The organism is Comamonas sp. E6 (genome assembly GCF_001010305.1).
Lineage (GTDB): Bacteria > Pseudomonadota > Gammaproteobacteria > Burkholderiales > Burkholderiaceae_C > Comamonas > Comamonas thiooxydans.
The window spans coordinates 1-19,625 of the sequence record NZ_BBXH01000044.1 but is presented as its reverse complement, the minus strand read 5'-3'; the positions used below and the strand labels follow the sequence as shown (position 1 = coordinate 19,625).

General features: G+C 62.6%; 16 protein-coding genes and 1 tRNA gene. 16 read left to right on the top strand and 1 reads right to left on the bottom strand.

Annotated features, from left to right (window positions below; translation table 11 throughout):
* The first annotated feature begins 159 nt into the window (after positions 1-159).
* The 5 genes from CSE6_RS25335 to CSE6_RS25315 all read left to right on the top strand — a co-directional run bounded on the left by CSE6_RS25335 (position 160) and on the right by CSE6_RS25315 (position 5,583).
* Positions 160-1,146, top strand: a complete 987-nt coding sequence (locus CSE6_RS25335) for a tripartite tricarboxylate transporter substrate binding protein (protein ID WP_059441831.1) — start codon at positions 160-162, stop codon at positions 1,144-1,146.
* A gap of 86 nt (positions 1,147-1,232) precedes the next feature.
* The gene (locus CSE6_RS25330) at positions 1,233-2,777 is read left to right on the top strand and encodes a class I adenylate-forming enzyme family protein (protein ID WP_059441830.1); all 1,545 of its coding nucleotides are present in this window, start codon (positions 1,233-1,235) and stop codon (positions 2,775-2,777) included.
* Between the two features lie 42 nt (positions 2,778-2,819).
* Positions 2,820-3,590, top strand: a complete 771-nt coding sequence (locus tag CSE6_RS25325; RefSeq protein ID WP_059441829.1) for a class II aldolase/adducin family protein — start codon at positions 2,820-2,822, stop codon at positions 3,588-3,590.
* 8 nt (positions 3,591-3,598) lie between these two features.
* Positions 3,599-4,528: a glyoxylate/hydroxypyruvate reductase A gene (locus CSE6_RS25320; RefSeq protein ID WP_034408382.1), complete on the top strand. Its 930-nt coding sequence runs from the start codon at positions 3,599-3,601 to the stop codon at positions 4,526-4,528.
* Positions 4,529-4,596: 68 nt separating this feature from the next.
* The gene (locus CSE6_RS25315) at positions 4,597-5,583 is read left to right on the top strand and encodes a tripartite tricarboxylate transporter substrate binding protein (RefSeq protein ID WP_059441828.1); all 987 of its coding nucleotides are present in this window, start codon (positions 4,597-4,599) and stop codon (positions 5,581-5,583) included.
* 194 nt (positions 5,584-5,777) lie between these two features.
* On the opposite strand, the gene CSE6_RS25310 is transcribed toward CSE6_RS25315, so the two are convergent.
* Positions 5,778-6,812, bottom strand: coding sequence for a GlxA family transcriptional regulator (locus CSE6_RS25310; RefSeq protein ID WP_034382524.1), 1,035 nt, complete (start codon positions 6,810-6,812; stop codon positions 5,778-5,780).
* A gap of 96 nt (positions 6,813-6,908) precedes the next feature.
* Here CSE6_RS25310 and CSE6_RS25305 point away from each other — a divergent pair, with 96 nt between their 5' ends.
* The 11 genes from CSE6_RS25305 to CSE6_RS25255 all read left to right on the top strand — a co-directional run.
* Positions 6,909-8,285 (top strand): amidohydrolase, encoded by a 1,377-nt coding sequence (locus CSE6_RS25305; protein ID WP_059441827.1) that lies wholly within the window; start codon positions 6,909-6,911, stop codon positions 8,283-8,285.
* A 639-nt stretch (positions 8,286-8,924) separates the two neighbouring features.
* Positions 8,925-9,001 (top strand) — tRNA-Gln (locus CSE6_RS25300).
* A gap of 573 nt (positions 9,002-9,574) precedes the next feature.
* Positions 9,575-11,761 carry a TonB-dependent siderophore receptor gene (locus tag CSE6_RS25295; RefSeq protein ID WP_238585814.1) on the top strand — a complete coding sequence of 729 codons (2,187 nt, stop codon included), beginning with the start codon at positions 9,575-9,577 and terminating at the stop codon, positions 11,759-11,761.
* A 12-nt stretch (positions 11,762-11,773) separates the two neighbouring features.
* The gene (locus CSE6_RS25290) at positions 11,774-12,067 is read left to right on the top strand and encodes a hypothetical protein (RefSeq protein WP_034359605.1); all 294 of its coding nucleotides are present in this window, start codon (positions 11,774-11,776) and stop codon (positions 12,065-12,067) included.
* Positions 12,067-13,788: a PepSY domain-containing protein gene (locus CSE6_RS25285; RefSeq protein ID WP_059441825.1), complete on the top strand. Its 1,722-nt coding sequence runs from the start codon at positions 12,067-12,069 to the stop codon at positions 13,786-13,788. Before CSE6_RS25290 ends, CSE6_RS25285 begins: the two co-directional genes overlap by 1 nt.
* A complete protein-coding gene (locus tag CSE6_RS25280) occupies positions 13,785-14,126 on the top strand; it encodes a DUF3325 domain-containing protein (protein WP_059441824.1) in 342 nt (113 codons plus the stop codon). Before CSE6_RS25285 ends, CSE6_RS25280 begins: the two co-directional genes overlap by 4 nt.
* Before the next feature lie 109 nt (positions 14,127-14,235).
* Positions 14,236-15,417 carry an efflux RND transporter periplasmic adaptor subunit gene (locus CSE6_RS25275; RefSeq protein ID WP_034382537.1) on the top strand — a complete coding sequence of 394 codons (1,182 nt, stop codon included), beginning with the start codon at positions 14,236-14,238 and terminating at the stop codon, positions 15,415-15,417.
* Between the two features lie 5 nt (positions 15,418-15,422).
* Positions 15,423-17,381, top strand: a complete 1,959-nt coding sequence (locus tag CSE6_RS25270; RefSeq protein ID WP_274522638.1) for an ABC transporter permease — start codon at positions 15,423-15,425, stop codon at positions 17,379-17,381.
* Between the two features lie 2 nt (positions 17,382-17,383).
* Complete coding sequence (locus tag CSE6_RS25265; RefSeq protein WP_034382535.1) at positions 17,384-18,772, top strand: efflux transporter outer membrane subunit; 1,389 nt, start codon at positions 17,384-17,386, stop codon at positions 18,770-18,772.
* Between the two features lie 14 nt (positions 18,773-18,786).
* Complete coding sequence (locus CSE6_RS26860; RefSeq protein WP_034359593.1) at positions 18,787-19,032, top strand: transcriptional repressor; 246 nt, start codon at positions 18,787-18,789, stop codon at positions 19,030-19,032.
* A 193-nt stretch (positions 19,033-19,225) separates the two neighbouring features.
* On the top strand, positions 19,226-19,625 hold a 400-nt coding region (locus CSE6_RS25255), incomplete at its 3' end, for a LysR family transcriptional regulator (protein WP_152668667.1).

Genomic DNA, 19,625 nt, shown 5'->3' with positions numbered 1-19,625 from the left:
AGGCAGTGCCGGAGCTGGTGAAGGCGATCTAAGCCTTGCCATGGCACCCCGCAACAGGGCGGTGTCAACGGCCCGGACAACGTTGTCCGGGCCATGGTCAGAGCGGCACACAAGGATGTGCCCCGGCCCCACCTGGTTCAGAGATTCAGGAGACAAGACATGCAGATTTCCCTTGACCGACGCAGCCTGGTGCTCGCCACAGCCGCTTTTGTGACTGCCGCAGGCATCGGCGCATCAGCCTGGGCACAGTCCGGCGACTATCCCGCGCGACCGGTCACGCTGATCGTGCCGTTCCCGGCCGGCGGCCCCACAGACCGCCATATGCGTACGCTGGCCGACATCGCAGGCAAGCACCTGGGCCAGCCCATCATCGTCGAGAACAAGCCCGGCGCGGGCGGCACGCTGGGCCCCGGCACCATGGCGCGCACTGCCAAGCCAGATGGCTACACCATCACCCAGTTCCCCATGTCCATGCTGCGCATGGCGCATATGCAAAAGACCGCCTGGAACCCGGTCACGGACTTCAGCTACATCATCGGCGTCTCGGGCTATACCTTCGGTTTCACGGTGCGCTCGGATTCACCCTACAAAAGCTTCAACGAGTACATCGCCGCCGCGCGCAAGACTCCCGGCAAGATCGAATACGGTTCCACGGGCATAGGTTCCTCGCCGCATCTGCTGATGGAGGAGCTGGCCGAGAACGCCAAGGTCACTCTCAATCATGTGCCTTTCAAGGGCAATGCCGACCTGCAGCAGGCCCTGCTGGGCGGTCATGTGGCCGCGCAAAGCGATGCCTCGGGCTGGGACACCTATGTGAATGGCGGCCAGATGCGTCTGCTCATGACCTTCGGTGAAAAGCGCACCCAGCGCTGGCCCGACGTGCCCACGGCCAAGGAGCTGGGCTATGGCGTGGTCTCCACCTCGCCCTACGGCCTGGCGGGGCCCAAGGGCATGGACCCGGCCGTGGTGCGCAAGCTGCACGACGCCTTCAAGAAGGCCATGGACGATCCGCGCCATGTCGAGGTGCTCAGGCAGCTCAACCAGGACGCCTGGTACCGCTCGGGTGCCGACTACGCGCAATGGGTGCGCGAGGCCTACGCCAAGGACAAGGTCCTGATCGACCGCCTGGGCCTGGCTGCCAAATAGGCCTGTCCTCCAATGCGCCCGCAGGGCCGTGGGGCCCGCAGGTGCAGTCCGCTTGAGATTCGTGAATTCCTGAAACGGAGCCCCTCATGACTGTTTCCCTGCCTTCGCCCGATGCACCCTTCACCACGCTGGCCGAGCTGATCCGCAGCCATGCGTGCCAGCAGCCCGGCCATGCCGCGCTGCGCGACGACCAGCAGACGCTGAGCTACGCCCAGCTCGACGCCCTCATGGACCGCGTGGCCGCAGCCTTGCAGCGCGAAGGTGTGCAGCCCGGCCAGGCCATCGCCATCTGCGCGTTGAATTCCGTGCGCTATGCCGCGCTATTCCTTGGAGCCCTGCGCGCAGGCGTGGTGGTCGCGCCGCTGGCGCCATCCTCCACGGCCGAGAGCCTGGCTTCCATGTTGCGCGATGCCCAGGCACGCCATCTGTTCCTCGACAAGGCGGCCCAGGACCTGGTGCCCGCAGACACCGGACTGCAATGCATCTCGCTGGACGGCGTGGCGCCGGGCCGTGCCTTCGAGGACTGGCTGGCGCCCGAAGGCGCGCAGCCCGCTGCCGTGAGCCTTGCGCCCGAGGCACCGTTCAACATCATCTATTCCTCGGGCACCACGGGGACTCCCAAGGGCATCGTGCAGTCGCACGGCATGCGCTGGACCCATATCAACCGGGGCGGTGTCTATGGCTACGGCCCCGAGGGCACGACGCTGCTGGCCACGCCGCTGTACTCCAACACCACGCTGGTGGTGTTCTTCCCCACGCTGGGCAGCGGCGGCTGCGTGGTGCTGATGCCCAAGTTCGACGCGGGGCGCTATTTGCAACTGGCCCAGCAGCACCGCGTCACCCACACCATGCTGGTGCCTGTTCAGTACCAGCGCATCATGGCGCTGCCGCAATTCGGCGAGCATGACCTGTCGAGCTTTCAGGCCAAGTTCTGCACCAGCGCACCGTTTCGCGCAGAACTCAAGGCCGATGTGGTGGCACGCTGGCCCGGCAGCCTGACCGAGTTCTATGGCATGACCGAAGGCGGGGGCACCTGCATCCTCGAAGCCCATCTGTACCCGGACAAGCTGCACACCGTGGGCCAGCCCGCCGAGGGCCATGACATCCGCCTCATCGACGAGGAGGGCCGCGAGGTCGCCCCCGGCGCGGACGGCGAGGTCGTGGGCCATTCGGTCAGCATGATGAGCGGCTACCACGGTCAGCCTGCCAAGACGCGCGAGGCCGAATGGTTCGATGCCACGGGCAAGCGCTTCATCCGTACAGGCGATGTGGGTCGCTTCGATGCCGACGGCTTTCTGACCCTGTTCGACCGTCGCAAGGACATGATCATCAGCGGCGGCTTCAACATCTATCCCAGCGACCTGGAGGCTCAGTTGCGTGTCCATCCGGCCGTGGACGACGTGGCCGTTGTCGGCGTGCCCTCCGAGCAATGGGGCGAGACGCCCGTGGCTTATGTGGTGTCGCGCACGGGCCAGCCGGCCCGGCCCGAGGAGATCATGGGCTGGTACAACCAGCAAGCCGGCAAGACCCAGCGTCTGGCCGACCTGCGCTTCATCGCCGAGCTGCCGCGCAGTGCCATCGGCAAGGTTCTCAAGCGCGAGCTGCGCGACCAGTACGCTGCGGAGCGCTGAGCCTGTCTTCCATTTCACGATGCCCATCACGAGACATATCCCATGAGCCATGACACCACGATGTCCGAAGTCCGCCGCCAGGTGACGCCCGAGGAATGGCAGACTCGCGTCGAACTGGCTGCCGCCTACCGGCTGGTCGCCCACTTCGGCTGGGACGACCTGATTTTCACCCACATCTCGGCACGCGTGCCGGGACAGCCCGGCCAGTTCCTGATCAATCCGTACGGCATGCTGTTCGACGAGATCACCGCGTCCAGCCTGGTCAAGGTCGATCACGAGGGCCAGCCGTTGATGGAGACCGAGTACGACGTCAACCCCGCCGGTTTTGTCATCCACAGCGCCATCCACGACGGCCGGCCCGAGGTGCAGTGTGTGCTGCACACGCACACTCGCTACGGCGTGGCCGTGTCGGCGCAAAAGGATGGACTGTTGCCCATCTCGCAGCAGTCCATCTTCCCGCTGGTGCGCCTGGCATACCACGACTACGAGGGCGTGGCTCTGCGCGATGACGAGAAGCCGCGTCTGTTGGACGATCTGGGTGCGAGCAACTTCCTCATCCTGCGCAACCACGGGCTGCTCACCTGCGGCCGCAGCGTGGCCGAGGCCGTGCTGGCCATGTACACGCTGGAGTCGGCCTGCCGCATCCAGATCCTCGCGCAGTCGGGCGGCAGCGAGCTGACGCGTATCCCGCAGCCCATCATTGCCGACGCGGTCAACCAGTCGCGTCAGGTCACCAAGGGCAAGGGCGCGGGCCTGGCCTGGCCGGGCCTGTTGCGCCGTCTGGATCGCATCGATCCGTCTTACAAGGACTGAAGGAAACCATGGGAATTCTGGTCAACATCCACCCCAGCATGGGCACGCCCATCGTCGAGTCGCTGCGTGCGCTGGCACCCGATCTGCGCGTCTGGGCCCACCGCGACGAGGCGCCTGCTACCGAGGTCGAAGCCATGCTCGCCTGGAGCCTCAAGCCCGGCGTGCTGCCGGCCTATCCGCAACTCAAGCTGCTGTGCGCACCCAGTGCCGGTGTGGACAAGCTGCTGGCCGTGCCCGATCTGCCGGCTGGCCTGCCCGTGGCGCGCACCGTCGATCCGCAGCAGCATGTGGAGATCGCTCAGTATGTGGTCGGCACCGCGCTGCGCCATACGCGCGAGCTGGATCTGTTCGCGCGCCAGCAGCAGGCGGGTGACTGGCTGCGCCGCCCCGTGCGCGCCAGCGCCGACTGCCGCGTGGGCATTCTGGGTCTGGGCGAGGTCGGTCGCTTCGTGGCTGCTGCCATGCAGGCCGTGGGCTATCCTGTCGCGGGCTGGAGCCGCAGCGCCAAGAACATTGCCGGCCTGACCACCCACAGCGGTGCCGAGGGTCTGCAGCAGCTGCTGTCGGGCAGCGACATTCTGGTCTGCGCCTTGCCGCTTACGCACGAGACGCGCGATCTGTTGAACCGCCGCACGCTCTCCCTGCTGCCGCGCGGCGCCTATTTCATCAATGTGGGGCGCGGCGAGCAAGTGGTCGAGGATGAACTGCTGGCTCTACTCGATGAAGGCCATCTGGCCGGCGCCGCGCTGGACGTGCTGCGCGAGGAGCCCCCCCAGCCCGGCAACAAGGTGTGGGGGCACCCCAAGGCCTTTGTCACTCCGCATATCGCGGCTCAGGCTTCAGCCGACACCGTGGCCCGCCAGTGCCTTGAGAATCTGCGCCGCCTGCGTGCGGGCGAGCCCTTGCTCAACCTGGTGGACGTGGCCCGCGGATACTGAGACGTATTTCCCTTTCCCTGTCGCGCTGCCGCGCGGCGCTTTATCCTCGCAAGAACCAAGAGACATTCATGCCTTCGACATCTCGCCGCAGCTTTCTTCAATCGAGCGCCGCAGCCGGCGCCGCCATGCTGGCTTCCTCGGTCTGGGCCCAGAGCCCCTGGCCCTCCAAGCCCATACGCATCGTCGTCCCCTACACGGCGGGCGGCTTCACCGATCAGATGGCACGTCTGCTGCAAGTGGGTTTGCAGAAAGCGCTGGGCCAGCCCATCGTCATCGAAAACAAGCCTGGTGCGAACAGTCTCATCGGTGTGGATCAGGTGGCAAAGTCTGCACCTGATGGCTACACGTTCGGCGTGGTGATTGCCGCTTATGCGGCCAACACCACGCTGTATCCCAAGCTGCCCTACAACCCCGGCAAGGATCTGGTCGGCGTGTCTCTGATGGGGATCTCGCCTCTGGTTGCAGCAGTATCCAACAATGCTCCGTTCAAGACCACGCGGGAGCTGATTGCCTATGCCAAGGCACATCCTGGCAAGGTCAGCTTTGGTTCCTCGGGAAGCGGCTCCAGCGCGCATCTGACAACCGAGTTGATGAAGCTGCTGACCAAGACGGATATGACCCATGTGCCCTACAAGGGGGCCGCACCGGCACTGACCGACCTCATGGGTGGTCAGATCCCGCTGTTCCTCGATCCTCCGCCCAATCTGATCCAGCCTGCCAAGGCCGGTCGCATTCGTCTGATTGGCGTGGCCAGCGAAAAGCGACTGGCGGTTTTGCCCGATGTACCGACATTTGCCGAGCAAGGCATCCCCGACCTGATGGGCAGCACCTGGGCAGCGATGATTGCACCGGCAGGAGTGTCCAAGGAGATCGTGCAGCGCATGTCCGCCGAAGTCGCTCGCATCATTCGCAGTCCTGAGATTTCGCAGCGCATGCAGCAGACCATGGGTACGTTTGCAGAAGGTTCGACACCGGAGGAGTGCGATCGCTTCATTGCCGCTGAAACTGCCAAATGGGGCAAGGTCATTCGCGAGGCCAAGGTGACGCTGGACTAGGCTTGCTGGCCTGGTTTGTCCCCGGCAGGGAGCGACACAGGCCTCAAGAGAAATGACGCGGCCTGCGGGGGAGGTGAATGCAGAGGGATCTCCTCATTGGCCTACGGTGCGAAGTAGAGATGGCTGCATCGTGGCAACCCCTGCCGAACAAGCCCGCGACAGTCAGATGAGATCTACGCCAGCTTGCGGTGCCGTCAAGGCCGCACAATCTCGCTGGCGGCGACGCGCCACCGCCTCCTCGGAGCCCTCAATGCATGTCTTTTTCGATAGGCCGCGGGCGTCATTCCCACATACCGGGCGAACACCCGCCGGAACGCCGAGGCATCCTCATATCCGCAGGCCAGCGCCACGGAGGGCACGCTCTCCAGCGTGATCTCCAGCAGCACCCGAGCCCGTGCGCAGCGCAGGCGGTGCAGGTGATCGAGCGGGCTGTGCCCCAACTCCTGCTGGAAGTGGCGCAGCAGGGTGCGCGGGCTGGCCGATACCGCGTCCGCCAGCGACCGCAGGTCATAGGGCTGCTCCACGCGCGTCTCCAGCCAGGCTATGGCATGGGCTAGCACGCTGGTCCGCGTGGCGGGAATGCGGCGATCCTGCATGGCGGCGCGCGTGGCGCGTTCGCGCTGGGGGTCGGGCTGCACAACGGCGGCCAGCGCCTCGGCCAGGTCGTCGCCGAAGGCATGGCGCGTGAGCGCCAGAGCCAGGGGTACTAGGGCTTCGGCGTGGGAGGCGCTGAGCCAGGGCCTGTCGTCCACAAAGGGTTGGCCCTCGGCAAGTTCTATGCCGGCAAAGTCCAGTCCGAATCCGCCCATGAAATACCAGGGAAGGGCCACACGGCGGCCCTCGCAGCGCCCGCTGGCGGCCGCGAACCAGGCGCCGCTGCCCAGCGTACACACGGTCAGGCCCTGGTCGAAGGCTGTGGCGATGCGCTGCGTGAAGTCCGGATGCGCGGCGACGATGTCGCGGATGGATGGAATGTCCGGGCAGTGCAGCGCGCTTGCGAAGACGGCATGTACCGGACCTTCGGCCAGTGCGCCTTCGGCCGTGTGCGGCATGGCCGGCAGGGGCCGGCCCCGGCCATCGACCCAGCGCCAGCCAAAGCGCGGTGCGCGCCGGCCCAGGCGCAGGCCGGCAACGAGGTTGGCGCTTCGCAGCATCTCCACGAGATGCGCGGCGTGGCCTGTGGCGCTGTGTTCCAGGCAGGGCAGCTCGATGACGAAGGTCCGGGGCATGGCGTTTCTGACTCCTCGAATGGCGATTTTGCCGTGTCTGTCACAGGCGCTTCACTTTTAGCATGACTGCTTGTGCCATTTTTCAGGGTCACGAAGATGCTTCACAAACAGTCCGAGACAAAGCTTTCCAAACCACCCCGCACAGGCCTGCGCCGCATTGCGCTGGCCGGCTTGCTGGTCTGCGGCCTGCCGCTGGCAGCCAGCGCGCAGGGGCTGGATGCCCAGGCTCTGGCGGCGCTGGATGCCGCCATTGAGCCGCTGGCGCCCAAGATGGTGGAGTGGCGTCGCGACATTCACCAGCATCCCGAACTGTCGGGCCAGGAGGAACGCACGGCGAAACTGGTGGCCGATCACCTGCGCCGCCTGGGCATGGAGGTGCAGACCGGCGTGGGCGGCACGGGCGTGGTGGGGGTGCTGCGCGGCGGCCGGCCGGGCAAGACAGTGGCCCTGCGCGCCGATATGGATGCACTGCCCGTGGCCGAGAAGACGGGCCTGCCCTTTGCCTCCAAGGCCAAGTCACAGTACATGGGCAAGCAGGTCTCGGTCATGCATGCCTGCGGGCACGATGCCCACGTGGCCATGCTCATGGGCGCAGCCGAGGCGCTGGCAGGCATGCGCACCAGGCTGCCGGGCACGGTGAAGTTCATCTTCCAGCCGGCCGAGGAAGGCGCTCCGGTGGAGGCCGATGCCCATGGCCATGTACCCAGTTTCGGTGCCAAGGCCATGGTGGAGGCCGGCGTGCTCAAGGATGTGCAGGCCATCTACGGCCTGCACATCACGGCCAATCTTCCCTCGGGCATGGTGGGCTACCGCAGCGGGCCGCTGATGGCGGGCTCGGACAACCTGAACATTCAGGTTGAGGGCCGGGGCGGCCATGGCTCGTCGCCGTGGAGTGCGGTCGATCCCATCGTCGCGGCCAGCCAGGTGGTGCTGGGCCTGCAGACAGTGGTCAGCCGCCAGCTCAACATCAGCCTGGAGCCGGCCGTGCTGACCATTGGTTCCATCCAGGGCGGCACGCGCTACAACATCATTCCCGACAATGTCGAGATGCAGGGCACGCTGCGCACCTTTGACGAAGACATGCGTCAGGAAGCGCACAAGCGAATCACGGCCACAGCCGAGCAGATCGCGGCCTCCAGCGGCGCCAAGGCCAAGGTGCGCTTCGGCCCCGTGGCCTATCCGGTCACCACCAATCCGGCTGCACTGACCGAGGCTTCGCTGCCCGCGCTCAAGCTGGCCCTGGGCGGCAAGGCCATGGTGATTCCCAAGGTCAGCGGTTCCGAGGACTTCTCGGAGTTCCAGAAAGTGGTGCCGGGATTCTTCTACTTCCTGGGTGCGCCGCCGGCAGGCCAGGACTTCACCAAGGCAGCGCCCAACCACTCGCCGCTGTTCGACATCGACGAGAAGCAACTTCCCACCGGTGCACGTTCGCTGGCCGCGCTGGCCGTGGACTATCTGCAGCGCAACCCATAGTCGTTGTTAACCATGAGCGGCCGAGCTCGCTTCCCTTAGGTCGCTTGCCTTTGTTCGGCGCCCCCTCTCTCGCTGTGAGGGGTGGGGGCTGCACCTTTGCTACTGCACGGCCGACCTGGGGCCTTTGTGGTTGTGTCCGATGTATCAATGTTTGCCGAGCAAGGCATCCCCGACCTGATGGGCTGCACCAGTGCCACCGTCGCCGCTGAAACTGCCCTGTGGGGCGATCATTCTTGAGGCCAAGGTCATGCTTGATTGATCGATGCACTTGCTACGGCAAGGGCTCTGCATGGGCGAGCCATTGCCAATGTGCTGAGGAGGGAACAAAGCCACTTCGGTAGCCTAGTTCATTGGAAGAGCATCGTGCATCGAGCCCGATTCAAGAGTGCATGGAGGTCTGCAGGAAGAGACGGCAAAGAGGGGGGCGAACTGCTCCGCCGCATGGCCCGCAAGCCCGGGCCTCAGGCACATGACTCAGAAAACGTGGGTGGCCAGAAACAAGTCGATTCGGTGCGGCGAAAGGCATTGGCAAGTGTTGAATGCTTCCGATCAAAGCATTGATTCGCTGACCGTGATTTTGTTTGGCAATGGGTGTTCTTTGAAACCCGGGGAAAACCGGGCTATAATCGCTATCTCTTTAGGGGAGTCGCCAAGCTGGTTAAGGCACTGGATTTTGATTCCAGCATGCGAAGGTTCGAATCCTTCTTCCCCTGCCAAGATATATAAAAGCCCCGTCTGTTTATGCAGCCGGGGCTTTTTCTTTGTCTTCAAGGCTGCGCCTGGGTCCCAGGAGAAAACCTGCACACAGGATTTTCTGCGGCCATTGACCGATGTCTATGCAATGAGTGCGCCATAAAGCCCGAAGTGGCTCAAGGTCCGGCATGGAAATTCCAGGTTTCCCAGGGACGCTTTCACTCTGACCCTGCGGGAGCGCAGATGTACCGCCAAACCGCCCGCGGCTTTGCTGGAGTGGGCCCGATGCCTTTGTGTGAATGGTGTCAACCCAGGCGATGAGCAGCGATCAGCAGCACTTGGCACGGCGCAGTGCCAAGTGCTGCGCTATCTATTTACAAAACAGTGGCAATTTTTTTACCTGGGCTTTACAATTCGCGCGGAAATGAAATTGAGATTGATTCTCGTTCTGTTTCTTTGCTGCCAGCCCGTATACGGTCTTTCCGTTCCAGCCACAGCGTCATTGGTACTTCGGCATTCCCCTGCCTGAAGAGAACCCTCAGGTTTGTTTTTGTACGCTCATGCTGGAACACTCGTTTTGCCCCGTAGCCGGGGCTTTGCCATTTCGTCTTCACACCACGGCTGTAGCCGTCAGTGTGCTCTGCCTGCTGCCCGGTGTCAGCCATGCACAAGAGGACGCAGCCTCGACACTTGCGGAAGTGACGGTGCAGGAAAAGGCCATTCCCAATGTATATGGGGAGTCAAGCGACTCCTATGTGGCCGCTGGAGTGGAGGTCGGCAAGGCGGCGCAGTCTTTGCGCGAGGTTCCGCAGTCGGTGACGGTGGTGACGCGCCAGCGCATGGACGATCAGGCCATGCGCACGCTCGATGATGTGATGAAGTACACCACCGGGATCACGCGCGAAGAGACCTGGCTGGACACCACCTATCTGTCCCGCGGCATGAACATCACCAACTTCCGGTTCGATGGCGGTGCTGCCAGCTCCTCTCGTTCAGGCAGCCGCAGTCTGGACATGGCGCAGTTCGACAGCGTCAGCGTTCTGCGCGGGGCCGACGGCCTGTTCGGCGCGGGCGAGGCGGGCGGAGTTCTGAACTTCACCTACAAGCGGCCCCAGGCCAAGCGTCAGACGCAGGTTCTGCTTTCGGGCGGAACCATGAGCAACTATCGCGCTGAGCTCGACACCACGGGGGCGCTGAACGAAAGCGGAACCCTGCGTGGCCGTTTCGTGGCCGTGAACCATGACCGCAAGGAAATGGCAGCCCCATCCAAGCTCAAGCGGCAGATGCTGTATGGGGCGCTGGAGATGGACCTGACGTCCAGCACAGTTGCCACATTGGGTGCCAGCTATCAGAAAGATAGAAATACGGGCTTCAATGCCAGCCTGCCGCGCTATGCGGACGGCAGCGATATCGGCTTTGCGCGCAATACCAACTTTGGCGCCCCCTGGAACTGGATCAATCGCGAAAACACCACGGTCTTTGCCAAGCTCGAGCAGCAGCTGGGCAACGACTGGCTGCTCAAGACCCAGCTCAGACACACCCGCTTCAATGAAGGCGTGAATGGCGCGGAGATCGAAAGTTCGCCGGATCCCGTCACGCTGCAGGGGGCGGACTGGTGGATTCATCAAGCCAAGTCACGCGAGCGTGAAACCAGCTTCGACATCAATTTGCAGGGCAGCTTTGATGCCTTGGGTCAGCGCCATGATGTGATCCTGGGTCTGGATCAGCACCGCAACAGCAATACCAACCGAAGCCTGTGGCCCAGAGTGGGGCCGGCCGACGTCTTCAACCGGATTCCACCGCAGGATCCGGGCTATCCGCTCGGTGACTGGACCAGCGGCTCGCAGGGCAAGACGCAAAAAAGCGGCCTCTATGGCTCGCTGCGCTTGCGTCCCGTGGAGCGTTGGTCAGTGGTGCTTGGCGGACGCTATGTGCTGCAGGATCGCAATACCCAGCACGACATGAACGGAGCTCTCACAGCCAGCAGCCGGGAGTCGAATGTCTTTGTGCCCTATATGGGGCTGATGCATGAGCTGACCAAGTCCACCAATCTGTATTTCAGTACCGCCGAGATCTATCAGTCTCAGGCCGGAAAATTCTCTGCACCGCTGCCAGGGACGCCTCTGGATCCTGTGCGTGGCCGTACCTACGAGCTGGGCGTCAAAAGCGAGCCGACTCCCCATCTGATCGCCAGTGCGGCATTCTTTCGTACCGATAAAAAAGGCGAAGCCGTTTACGACCCCGCTTACCCCCAGACCGATTGGCGCGGCGGTTGCTGCTATTTCCGCGACGGCTTCAAGCTGAGCCAGGGCATCGATCTGGAGATGACGGGACGAATCACCCCCAATCTCCAACTGGCGGTGGGCTATACCTACAACAGCAACGAAGACAGACGCAAGGACAGCGCGCAGTTCAGCACGGTCACGCCGCGCCATCTGTTCAAGGCCTGGGCGGACTATCGCTTGAGCGGCGATTTGCGCGGCTGGAGCGTGGGCGGCGGTGTGGTGGCTCAGAGCTCGAACTACCGGGCTTCGGGCATCAGCGCTTACAACCCGGCAACGGGCCGTTATGACGGAGCCTGGACACCTTACAACTTCACTTCCCCGGGCTATGCGGTCTGGTCGGCACGTGCTGCCTATGCGTTCAACAAGGACTGGAGCGTAGCCGTGAATGTCGGCAACCTGTTCGACAAGACCTACTACAGCACGGTTGGTTATGCGGGCTACGGCAACTTCTACGGCGAAAAGCGTACCGTTACCGTGTCTCTCAAGGGCCGTTTCTGACGGGGTGTAGAAATGTCGCAATCTGATGGGCTGCGCTCTGACTGGGGACTGGGATCGCGTCTGGCTGCTGCAGTGCTGGGAGGCTATGCCGTCTCCAGTGCCTGGGTGGTTTTATGTGGTGCGATGAGTCAAGCCCGACTCGAGACCATGGTGGGTGGCATGCAGTCCAGTTGGCTGTGGTACGTGGCTGTGGTGATTGGTGCCTTCAGCCCGGCATCGCCGCGTCGGATCTGGGGCGTGCTGCTCATTCTGATTCTCGCCATGCTTGCAGCCACTGCTGCCTTGATCTTGCTGAAAGGACGCTGATGCAGCCGGCAAAGAAGGAATCGGGCGCGGGCAAAGGCAGCTTCCGTCAGGCTCAGGCATGGCTGCATACCTGGTGCGGCCTGTGGTTCTCCTGGCTGCTGTATGCCGTTTTTCTGACGGGTACCCTGGCCGTCTTCGAGGAGCCCATCACCCACTGGATGACCCCGGAGCATCATGCGCATGAGCAGGCCGAGGCCCTGCAGGCAGGCTCTGAGCGGGAGACGGCGTCTTCTATGAGTCAGCGTCTGCAGTGGGGCATGGCATATATGCAGAGGCAGCACCCGGGGGCGGACATGTGGGAGCTGTGGCCTGCGGACGCCAAAGGAGGCGGGGACTTGCGCGTCTACTGGTTCGATGGCGACGGCCAGTATGCGGCGGCCCAGCTGGATCCTGCGTCCGGAAATGCCGTGGATGCTTCCGAAGTTCCCAGGGTGCGCCAGACATTGGGCGGTCATCATTTTGTGGATTTCCACTATCAGCTGCACGCGGGTCAGCTCGGTCTCTGGATCGTGGGCATCGCTGCGCTTGCCATGCTGGTGGCGCTGGTCAGCGGAGTGATTACCCATAGACGAATCTTCAAGGACTTCTTCACCTTCCGTGCCCGCAAAGGGCAGAGAAGCTGGCTGGACATGCACAACGCCGTGGCGGTGCTGACTTTGCCTTTCCAGTTCATGATCGCCTATACAGGCATCGCCATATCTTGCTCGACCTTCATGCCTGCCGGTATTGCAGCCTACTTTGGTACCGGTGCCGAAGCCGTCAAGTCTTTCCAGGTGGCGCTGAATGAACCGGGCAAGCCGCAGCGTTCGGGCCAGGCCATGTCCGTACCGGATCTGGAGTCCTTCGTGCTGCGCGGGCAGGCCTTGATCGGGCAACCGGTGCGCGCGGTGGTGATTGATTACCCGGGCGATGCGGCTGCACGCATCGGCATCTATGGATGGAATGACGCGGACGATCTGAGCAAGCGTCTCAGCCCCAGCAGCGGCATGGCCATGTTCTCGGCCGCCACTGGAGAGTTGCAGCAGTTGCGCTTGCCAGGAGGTGTGGATGGCGGTGCGGCATCACTCACGCAATCGGTGATCGGCGGGCTGCATATGGCGACTTATGGAGGGCTGCCGCTGAAGTGGATGTACTTCATTTGCGGGCTGGCCGGAAGCGCCATGATGGCCACTGGAGCGATTCTCTTCATGGTCAAACGGCGGGGCAAGCATCAGGGGGAGTTTGGCTCCAGCACATCCACGGTCTACCGAATGATTGAAGCCGCGAATGTGGCGGCCATCGTGGGACTGGGCATCGCCTGTGTGGGATTTTTGTGGGCCAATCGTTTGCTGCCTGTCGAGATTTCGCAACGCTCCAGATGGGAGTTGGTGGTGTTTTTTGCGCTGTGGATTCTGGCTCTCATACATGCGCTGCTGAGGTCGCCTCCACTGGCATGGCGTGATCAGATGGCAGCACTGGCTGTGCTTTGTCTCCTGTTGCCTTTGCTGAATCTCGTGACGACTGGAGATCAGCTTGCTGCATACCTTCTCGATGGTGACTGGGAGGGCGCGGGGGTGGAACTTTTTGCCGTTGCTGTCGGAGTGGCGGCGGCTGGTGCCTGGGCCTGGATGCGCAAGACATCGGGCTTGAAGCCTGCGCGAAAGCAAATGGCTCGTGAATTGTCGAAAGACCTGCCTGTGGCTGCGGACGCAAGTGCAGCAAAGCAAGGGAGCCTGTCATGACCTTGTGGCAGTCATCCTTGCAGGCCTTTGCTCTTTCGTTGGGGGGCATGACAGTGCTCGCTTTTGCCATGGACCGCCATTACGCGCAACTGACATCTCTGGACGAGGTGCCGACCGCGCATCGTATGGCGCTGCGTGTGCTGGGAGCATTGCTTTTGCTGGCCGTCTGCCTGCCTGCCATGCGTGGGTGGAGTGCATCGGTTGGCAGCGTGCTCGTGCTGGGCTTCTGGGGTCTGGGGGCTCTCGCGACGGTCGCGGGGCTTTCCTGGTCGGCTCGATACCTGGCTGTGGCAGCCGCCGTGACGGCGCTGCTGGGGGGCGTCAGCTGCCTTTGGTGACGGAACCCTTGAAGCGCGCAAGGCTTCTGATCTTCAATCGCTCCAATTCATGCCGTGGCCATGGGTTTCAGCAGCGACTGCGAATTGTTTTCTGGAAAGTGCAACGTTCATGACGGTGGGACAAATCAAACGCTGGGGCAGCCTCGGGCTGCTGCTGGTCTGTGCCGGAGGTATTGCCTTGTGGTGGGGGAGTCGGCCCAGGGTCGAGTACCAAAGTGTTGCGGTGCAGCGCGGCGATGTGGAGTCCACCGTCACTGCCATCGGTACTTTGCAGCCCAGAACCTATGTGGATGTGGGGGCTCAGGTTTCAGGGCAGATCACCCGTTTGCTGGTCAGTCCTGGGGCCAGGGTCGAGAAAGGTGCATTGCTGGTGGAGATCGACCCCAGCGTGCAGCGCGCCACAGTGGATGCAGGAAGAGCATCGCTGGCGAGCTTGCGGGCCCAGATCGCGGAGCAGCAGGCACAGCTGAAACTGGCTGGTCAGCAGCTGAAACGACAGCAGCAACTGGCCGCCGAAGAGGCCACAAGGCAGGAGGATGTGCAGATTGCCGAGGCCCAGGTTGCCGGGGCTGCGGCGCGCATCGACCATCTCAAGGCTCAGATGCAGCAAACACAGGCCAGCCTCAAGGCTGACGAAGCACGTCTGGGATATACCCGCATCTATGCGCCGATGTCCGGCACGGTGGTATCCGTCGATGCGCGTGAAGGCCAGACTCTGAATGCGACCTATCAGACGCCGAATATTTTGCGCATTGCCGATCTCACGGCCATGACGGTCTGGACCGATGTGTCGGAAGCCGACGTGCGGCGTGTGAGAGCGGACATGCCCGTTTATTTCACGACTCTGGGCAGTGCAGGTCAGGAACAGGCGCGGCGCTGGAATGGCCGAGTGCGGCAGGTGCTGCCTGCGCCGCCGGCCAGCGTTGCCCCCGCCGCGGGCAATGCGGCGACACCTGCGGCGGCCACCAAGGCCGTGACCTATACGGCATTGTTCGACGTGGATAACAAGGACGCGGAACTGCTGCCGCAGATGACGGCCCAGGTGGTCTTTGTGACCGGTAGCGCCGAGCAGGCCTTGACGGTTCCATTGACCGCTCTTCAGTCTGAGAAAGATCAGCAATCGCAGAGCGTTCGGGTGCTGACAGTCAAGCGGAAGCCCGAGCAGCGAAACGTGAAGCTCGGAGTACGAAGTCGCCATCAGGTGCAGGTGCTCGATGGTGTGGCCGAAGGCGAGCGGGTCATCGTCGGCGAAACCCTGATTCCCGGCGGCCTGCGGTGGCTGCAATGGTGAGTGCGATGGAGCAGGTTCCGCTGATTTCGCTGCGCGGCATTCGCAAGCACTATGGCGGAGTGGGCGACCAGCCCTCGGTGACCGTGTTGCACGGCATTGATCTGGATATTCGCGCGGGTGAGTATGTGGCCGTCGTCGGCAGCTCCGGTTCGGGCAAGTCCACCTTGATGAATATCCTGGGCTGCCTTGATAAACCGAGCGAAGGTTGCTATCGGTTTCAAGGGAAGGACGTGTCCCTGCTGGACTCGGACGCCCTGGCCTGGTTGCGTCGTGAAGCCTTCGGCTTCGTGTTTCAGGGCTATCACCTGATTCCCAGTGAAAGTGCCTCGGAGAATGTGCAGATGCCTGCGATTTATGCAGGCCTGGCCAAGGAGCAGCGGGTGCAAAGAGCCCAGCTCCTGCTCGAGCGCCTGGGGCTGGGGTCGCGTCTGGGAAATCGTCCCAATCAGCTATCGGGCGGTCAGCAGCAGCGTGTGTCCATTGCGCGGGCGTTGATGAATGGCGGCCACATCATTTTGGCCGACGAACCCACCGGGGCGCTTGACTCGCATAGCGGCGCCGAGGTGATGGCTTTGCTGCGCGAGCTGGCCGATGCGGGACACACCATCATCGTGATCACGCATGACCGCGAAGTTGCGGCTCAGGCAAGGCGTATCATCGAAATCAGCGATGGACGTGTCGTCAATGACAGTGCTCCCGATGGCATTCAGAGCCGCGCAGAGGTTCCTCCATTGACCCCGCAGCGCAACACCGCAACGTCGGCAATATCCTGGGTGGCTGAGATTTCCGAAGCTGCACGCAGTGCCTGGCGCGGCATGCGCATGAACCGGGTGCGCACCAGCCTGACCTTGCTGGGCATCGTGATCGGCGTGGCCTCGGTGATCGTCATGCTGGCCATAGGCGAGGGCGCACGGCGCAAAGTGGTCGAGCAGATGGGCACCATGGGAACAGCCATTCTCTATATGGGCAGCAAGCCGCCGGCCAGCGGCGGACCTGCGGGCCAGATCACCGAAGACGATCTGGCCGCCATGCGGGAGTTGCCGGCGATACGCAGAGTAATGCCCGTCATTGGGGACCCTGTCACGGTGCGCTATGGCAAGGCTGACAAGCAGGTCTATGTGTTTGCGGCCAGCGAGGAGATGCCGCTGGTTCACCATTGGCGCGTTGCCCAGGGCCGCTACTTCACCGATGTGGAAGACCGCGATCTGGCTCCGCTGGTGGTGATAGGCCACAAGGCGCACCAGCATTTTTTCCCGGAGGTGGCCAATCCCCTGGGGCTGCAGCTGATCATCGGGAACTCGGCGTTCGAAGTCATCGGTGTCATGAGCGAGCGTGGGGCTGACTCTGGCGCTCAGGACTATGACGACATGGTCTTCATTCCCTATCAGTCGGGGCGCGCCAGGGTCTATCAGGCGCAGACGCAGCCCGATTACGTGGTCGTGGAGGCCAGCTCCTCGGAGCAGGTTCACGAGGCCGAGCAGTCCATCCGCGGTCTTTTGCTGGCGCGCCACGGGGGGCGGGAAGACTTCGGAATCGGCAATGCAGCAGCCCGCATTCAGGCCGAAGCAGCAACACGCCAGAGCATGGCCGTGATGCTGGGGCTGATTGCGGCAGTTTCACTGGTGGTCGGAGGCATCGGAGTCATGAACGTGATGCTGATGACGGTACGCGAGCGCACCAGGGAGATCGGCATTCGCATGGCGGTTGGGGCTCGCCAGCGTGACATCCTGCGCCAGTTCCTTACGGAAGCCAGCATGGTGACCATTGTGGGTGGGGGTGTCGGTCTGCTTGCAGGGCTGGGCATCGGAATGACACTTCTTGTCTCGGGCGTGCCTGTGATTTTTTCGATGAAAGCCATGCTGGGGGCATTTGCCTGTGCGGTGCTCACCGGTCTGGTGTTTGGCTTCATGCCTGCCAGGACGGCGGCGCGTCTGGAGCCCGTGCGAGCATTGGCGGGAGAGTAGGCATGTACAAATGGAACGCAGTGCTGGCAGCTCTTGCTCTGGCTGGATGCGCGACAACGCAATCCAGTGACGAGACCCGGGGAATGTCTCTCGATATTCCTCATGCCTGGGCGCAGGAGCAGGGAGCAGAAAACGAACAAGTCAGCGCCAGTTGGTGGCACAGTTTTGGCAGCCCGGAGCTCAGCGCGCTGGTTGAGCAAGCCAGGAATCAAAGTCTGGATGTGGCGGCTGCCGTCGCGAGAGTGCAGCAGGCGGATGCCCGGGCAGCTTATGCACGTGCGGCCCTGGTGCCTGATTTGAATGCAGATTTCGGGGCCACAAGATCTGCAGCGATGAACAGTCATATGGAAAGAGACGCCAGCACTTGGCGAGTGGGTCTGTCGAGTAGCTACGAGCTGGACTTCTGGGGGCGCCAGCGTGCTTTGAGAGACGCCGCAGAGTCCAACAGGCAGGCCAGCGTGTTTGACCGTGAGACCGTGAGGTTGACGGTCACTGCCTCAGTCGCCCAGGCCTGGCTCCAGTGTGTGGGCTTGCGCGAGCGCGCCGCGATTGCCCAGCTCAATCTGGAGATTTCCGAGCGGCTCTTGAAGCTGGTCGAGTCCAGAGCCCGTTATGGTGCAGCGACCTCCGTGGAACTGGCTCAGCAGCGTGGCCAGGTTGCTGCACAGCAGCGTGTTGTGGCTTTGCTCCGAAAACAGATTGCAGATGCGCACGCGGTGCTGGCACTGCTGTCAGGGCAATGGACTATGGATCTTGTGAGCGAGACCAGTCTTTCGAATCTGGCGATTCCAGGCGTTCGCCAGGGTACGCCCGCGGATCTGATAACACGCAGGCCGGATGTGGCGAAAGCGGAGGCTCAATTGCTTGCGGCGGATGCGAATCTTGCCGCTGCCAGAGCAGCCATGCTGCCCCGCGTGACGCTGACCGCGGGCCTGAGCTCCGAGAGCGAAAAGCTCAGCAGGCTGCTGGAGAATCCCCTGTCTTCTCTGGCAGCGGGAATTCTGGCTCCGATCTTTGATGCAGGGCGACTTGCTTCGAACCGGGAGCTGGCTGCAGCGCAAAAGCAGGAGCTTGTGATCGGCTACCGCAAAGCCATTCTGCAAGCCTTCAATGATGTTCAAACTGCATTGAATGCAGTTGACGGCGCAGAAAGACAGGCGCTGGTTCAGGCGGAGGAAGTGGCTCAGGCCCAGAGGGCTCTTTCGCTGGCGGAAAGCCGCTACAAAGCCGGGGCGGACAACCTGCAGACCTTGCTGGATGTGCAGCGTGTGGCCTATCAGAGCCGAGACCTGGCAGTTCAAATACGACAGGAGCGCCTTCAGGCGAGCATCGCGCTTTACAGAGCCTTGGGAGGAGGTTGGAGACGATTGCCGGAAGGGCCCGAGAGTTGAAGAGCGTAAGCGTAATGCAACGGTTGAGGGCAGCAGGTCTGCGTCCAACCGTCGCCAGAATTGGCGTGCTTCAAGTCCTGCTGAGTTCTGCTCCCCACGCTCTCAGCAGAGATGAGATATATCGCCAGCTATACCTTCGGGGGACTCCTGTCAGTGTGGGAACCGTCATGCAGGTGGTGGCCCAGCTGAGCAGGCTGGGTGTCGTGCATCACAACGGCAGACAGGGGCGCGAGTCCGGCTATCTGCTCTGCGCAACCTAATTCAGCAGCCGCAGCACATACCCACCGCCCATGCCCAGGCCTGGAGCGATGTCCACGCACTTGTGTGCGACTGCAGACCGTTTCACAGAACTGCTAGGTAAGTTCATGTTGTCTGCTGGATTTGATGATGCGCCACAATGCGGAATCATCATGTGCGGCAGATTTGCCGTGGTTCTCTGCTTCGTCACCACCCATGCGCGACCTCAATGATTTGTACTACTTCGTCCAGGTAGTGGACTATGGTGGTTTTGCTCCGGCAGGCCGAGCTCTTGGTATGCCCAAGTCCAAACTCAGCCGCCGTATTGCTCTGTTTGAGGAGTCCCTGGGCGTGCGACTGCTGCAGCGTTCAAGTCGGCGCTTTGCTGTGACGGATATTGGCCAAGAGTATTACCAGCGCTGTCAGGCAATGCTGGTGGAGGCGGAGTTTGCGCAGGAAGTCATTGATCGTACCCACGAGGATCCTCAAGGCATCGTGCGTCTAAGTTGTCCGCTGGCGCTGCTGGACTACCAAGTCGGTGACATGTTGGCGCGCTTCATGGTGCAGCATCCACGTGTTCAACTTCAGGTGGACAGCACAAACCGCCGGGTAGATG

What these genes read in the sequence shown, in the direction of transcription:
- CSE6_RS25335 (WP_059441831.1), top strand. Translation starts at nt 160, where the DNA reads ATGCAGATTTCCCTTGACCGACGCAGCCTGGTGCTCGCCACAGCCGCT.
- CSE6_RS25330 (WP_059441830.1), top strand. Translation starts at nt 1,233, where the DNA reads ATGACTGTTTCCCTGCCTTCGCCCGATGCACCCTTCACCACGCTGGCC.
- CSE6_RS25325 (WP_059441829.1), top strand. Translation starts at nt 2,820, where the DNA reads ATGAGCCATGACACCACGATGTCCGAAGTCCGCCGCCAGGTGACGCCC.
- CSE6_RS25320 (WP_034408382.1), top strand. Translation starts at nt 3,599, where the DNA reads ATGGGAATTCTGGTCAACATCCACCCCAGCATGGGCACGCCCATCGTC.
- CSE6_RS25315 (WP_059441828.1), top strand. Translation starts at nt 4,597, where the DNA reads ATGCCTTCGACATCTCGCCGCAGCTTTCTTCAATCGAGCGCCGCAGCC.
- CSE6_RS25310 (WP_034382524.1), bottom strand. Translation starts at nt 6,812, where the DNA reads ATGCCCCGGACCTTCGTCATCGAGCTGCCCTGCCTGGAACACAGCGCC.
- CSE6_RS25305 (WP_059441827.1), top strand. Translation starts at nt 6,909, where the DNA reads ATGCTTCACAAACAGTCCGAGACAAAGCTTTCCAAACCACCCCGCACA.
- CSE6_RS25290 (WP_034359605.1), top strand. Translation starts at nt 11,774, where the DNA reads ATGTCGCAATCTGATGGGCTGCGCTCTGACTGGGGACTGGGATCGCGT.
- CSE6_RS25285 (WP_059441825.1), top strand. Translation starts at nt 12,067, where the DNA reads ATGCAGCCGGCAAAGAAGGAATCGGGCGCGGGCAAAGGCAGCTTCCGT.
- CSE6_RS25280 (WP_059441824.1), top strand. Translation starts at nt 13,785, where the DNA reads ATGACCTTGTGGCAGTCATCCTTGCAGGCCTTTGCTCTTTCGTTGGGG.
- CSE6_RS25275 (WP_034382537.1), top strand. Translation starts at nt 14,236, where the DNA reads ATGACGGTGGGACAAATCAAACGCTGGGGCAGCCTCGGGCTGCTGCTG.
- CSE6_RS25270 (WP_274522638.1), top strand. Translation starts at nt 15,423, where the DNA reads ATGGAGCAGGTTCCGCTGATTTCGCTGCGCGGCATTCGCAAGCACTAT.
- CSE6_RS25265 (WP_034382535.1), top strand. Translation starts at nt 17,384, where the DNA reads ATGTACAAATGGAACGCAGTGCTGGCAGCTCTTGCTCTGGCTGGATGC.
- CSE6_RS26860 (WP_034359593.1), top strand. Translation starts at nt 18,787, where the DNA reads ATGCAACGGTTGAGGGCAGCAGGTCTGCGTCCAACCGTCGCCAGAATT.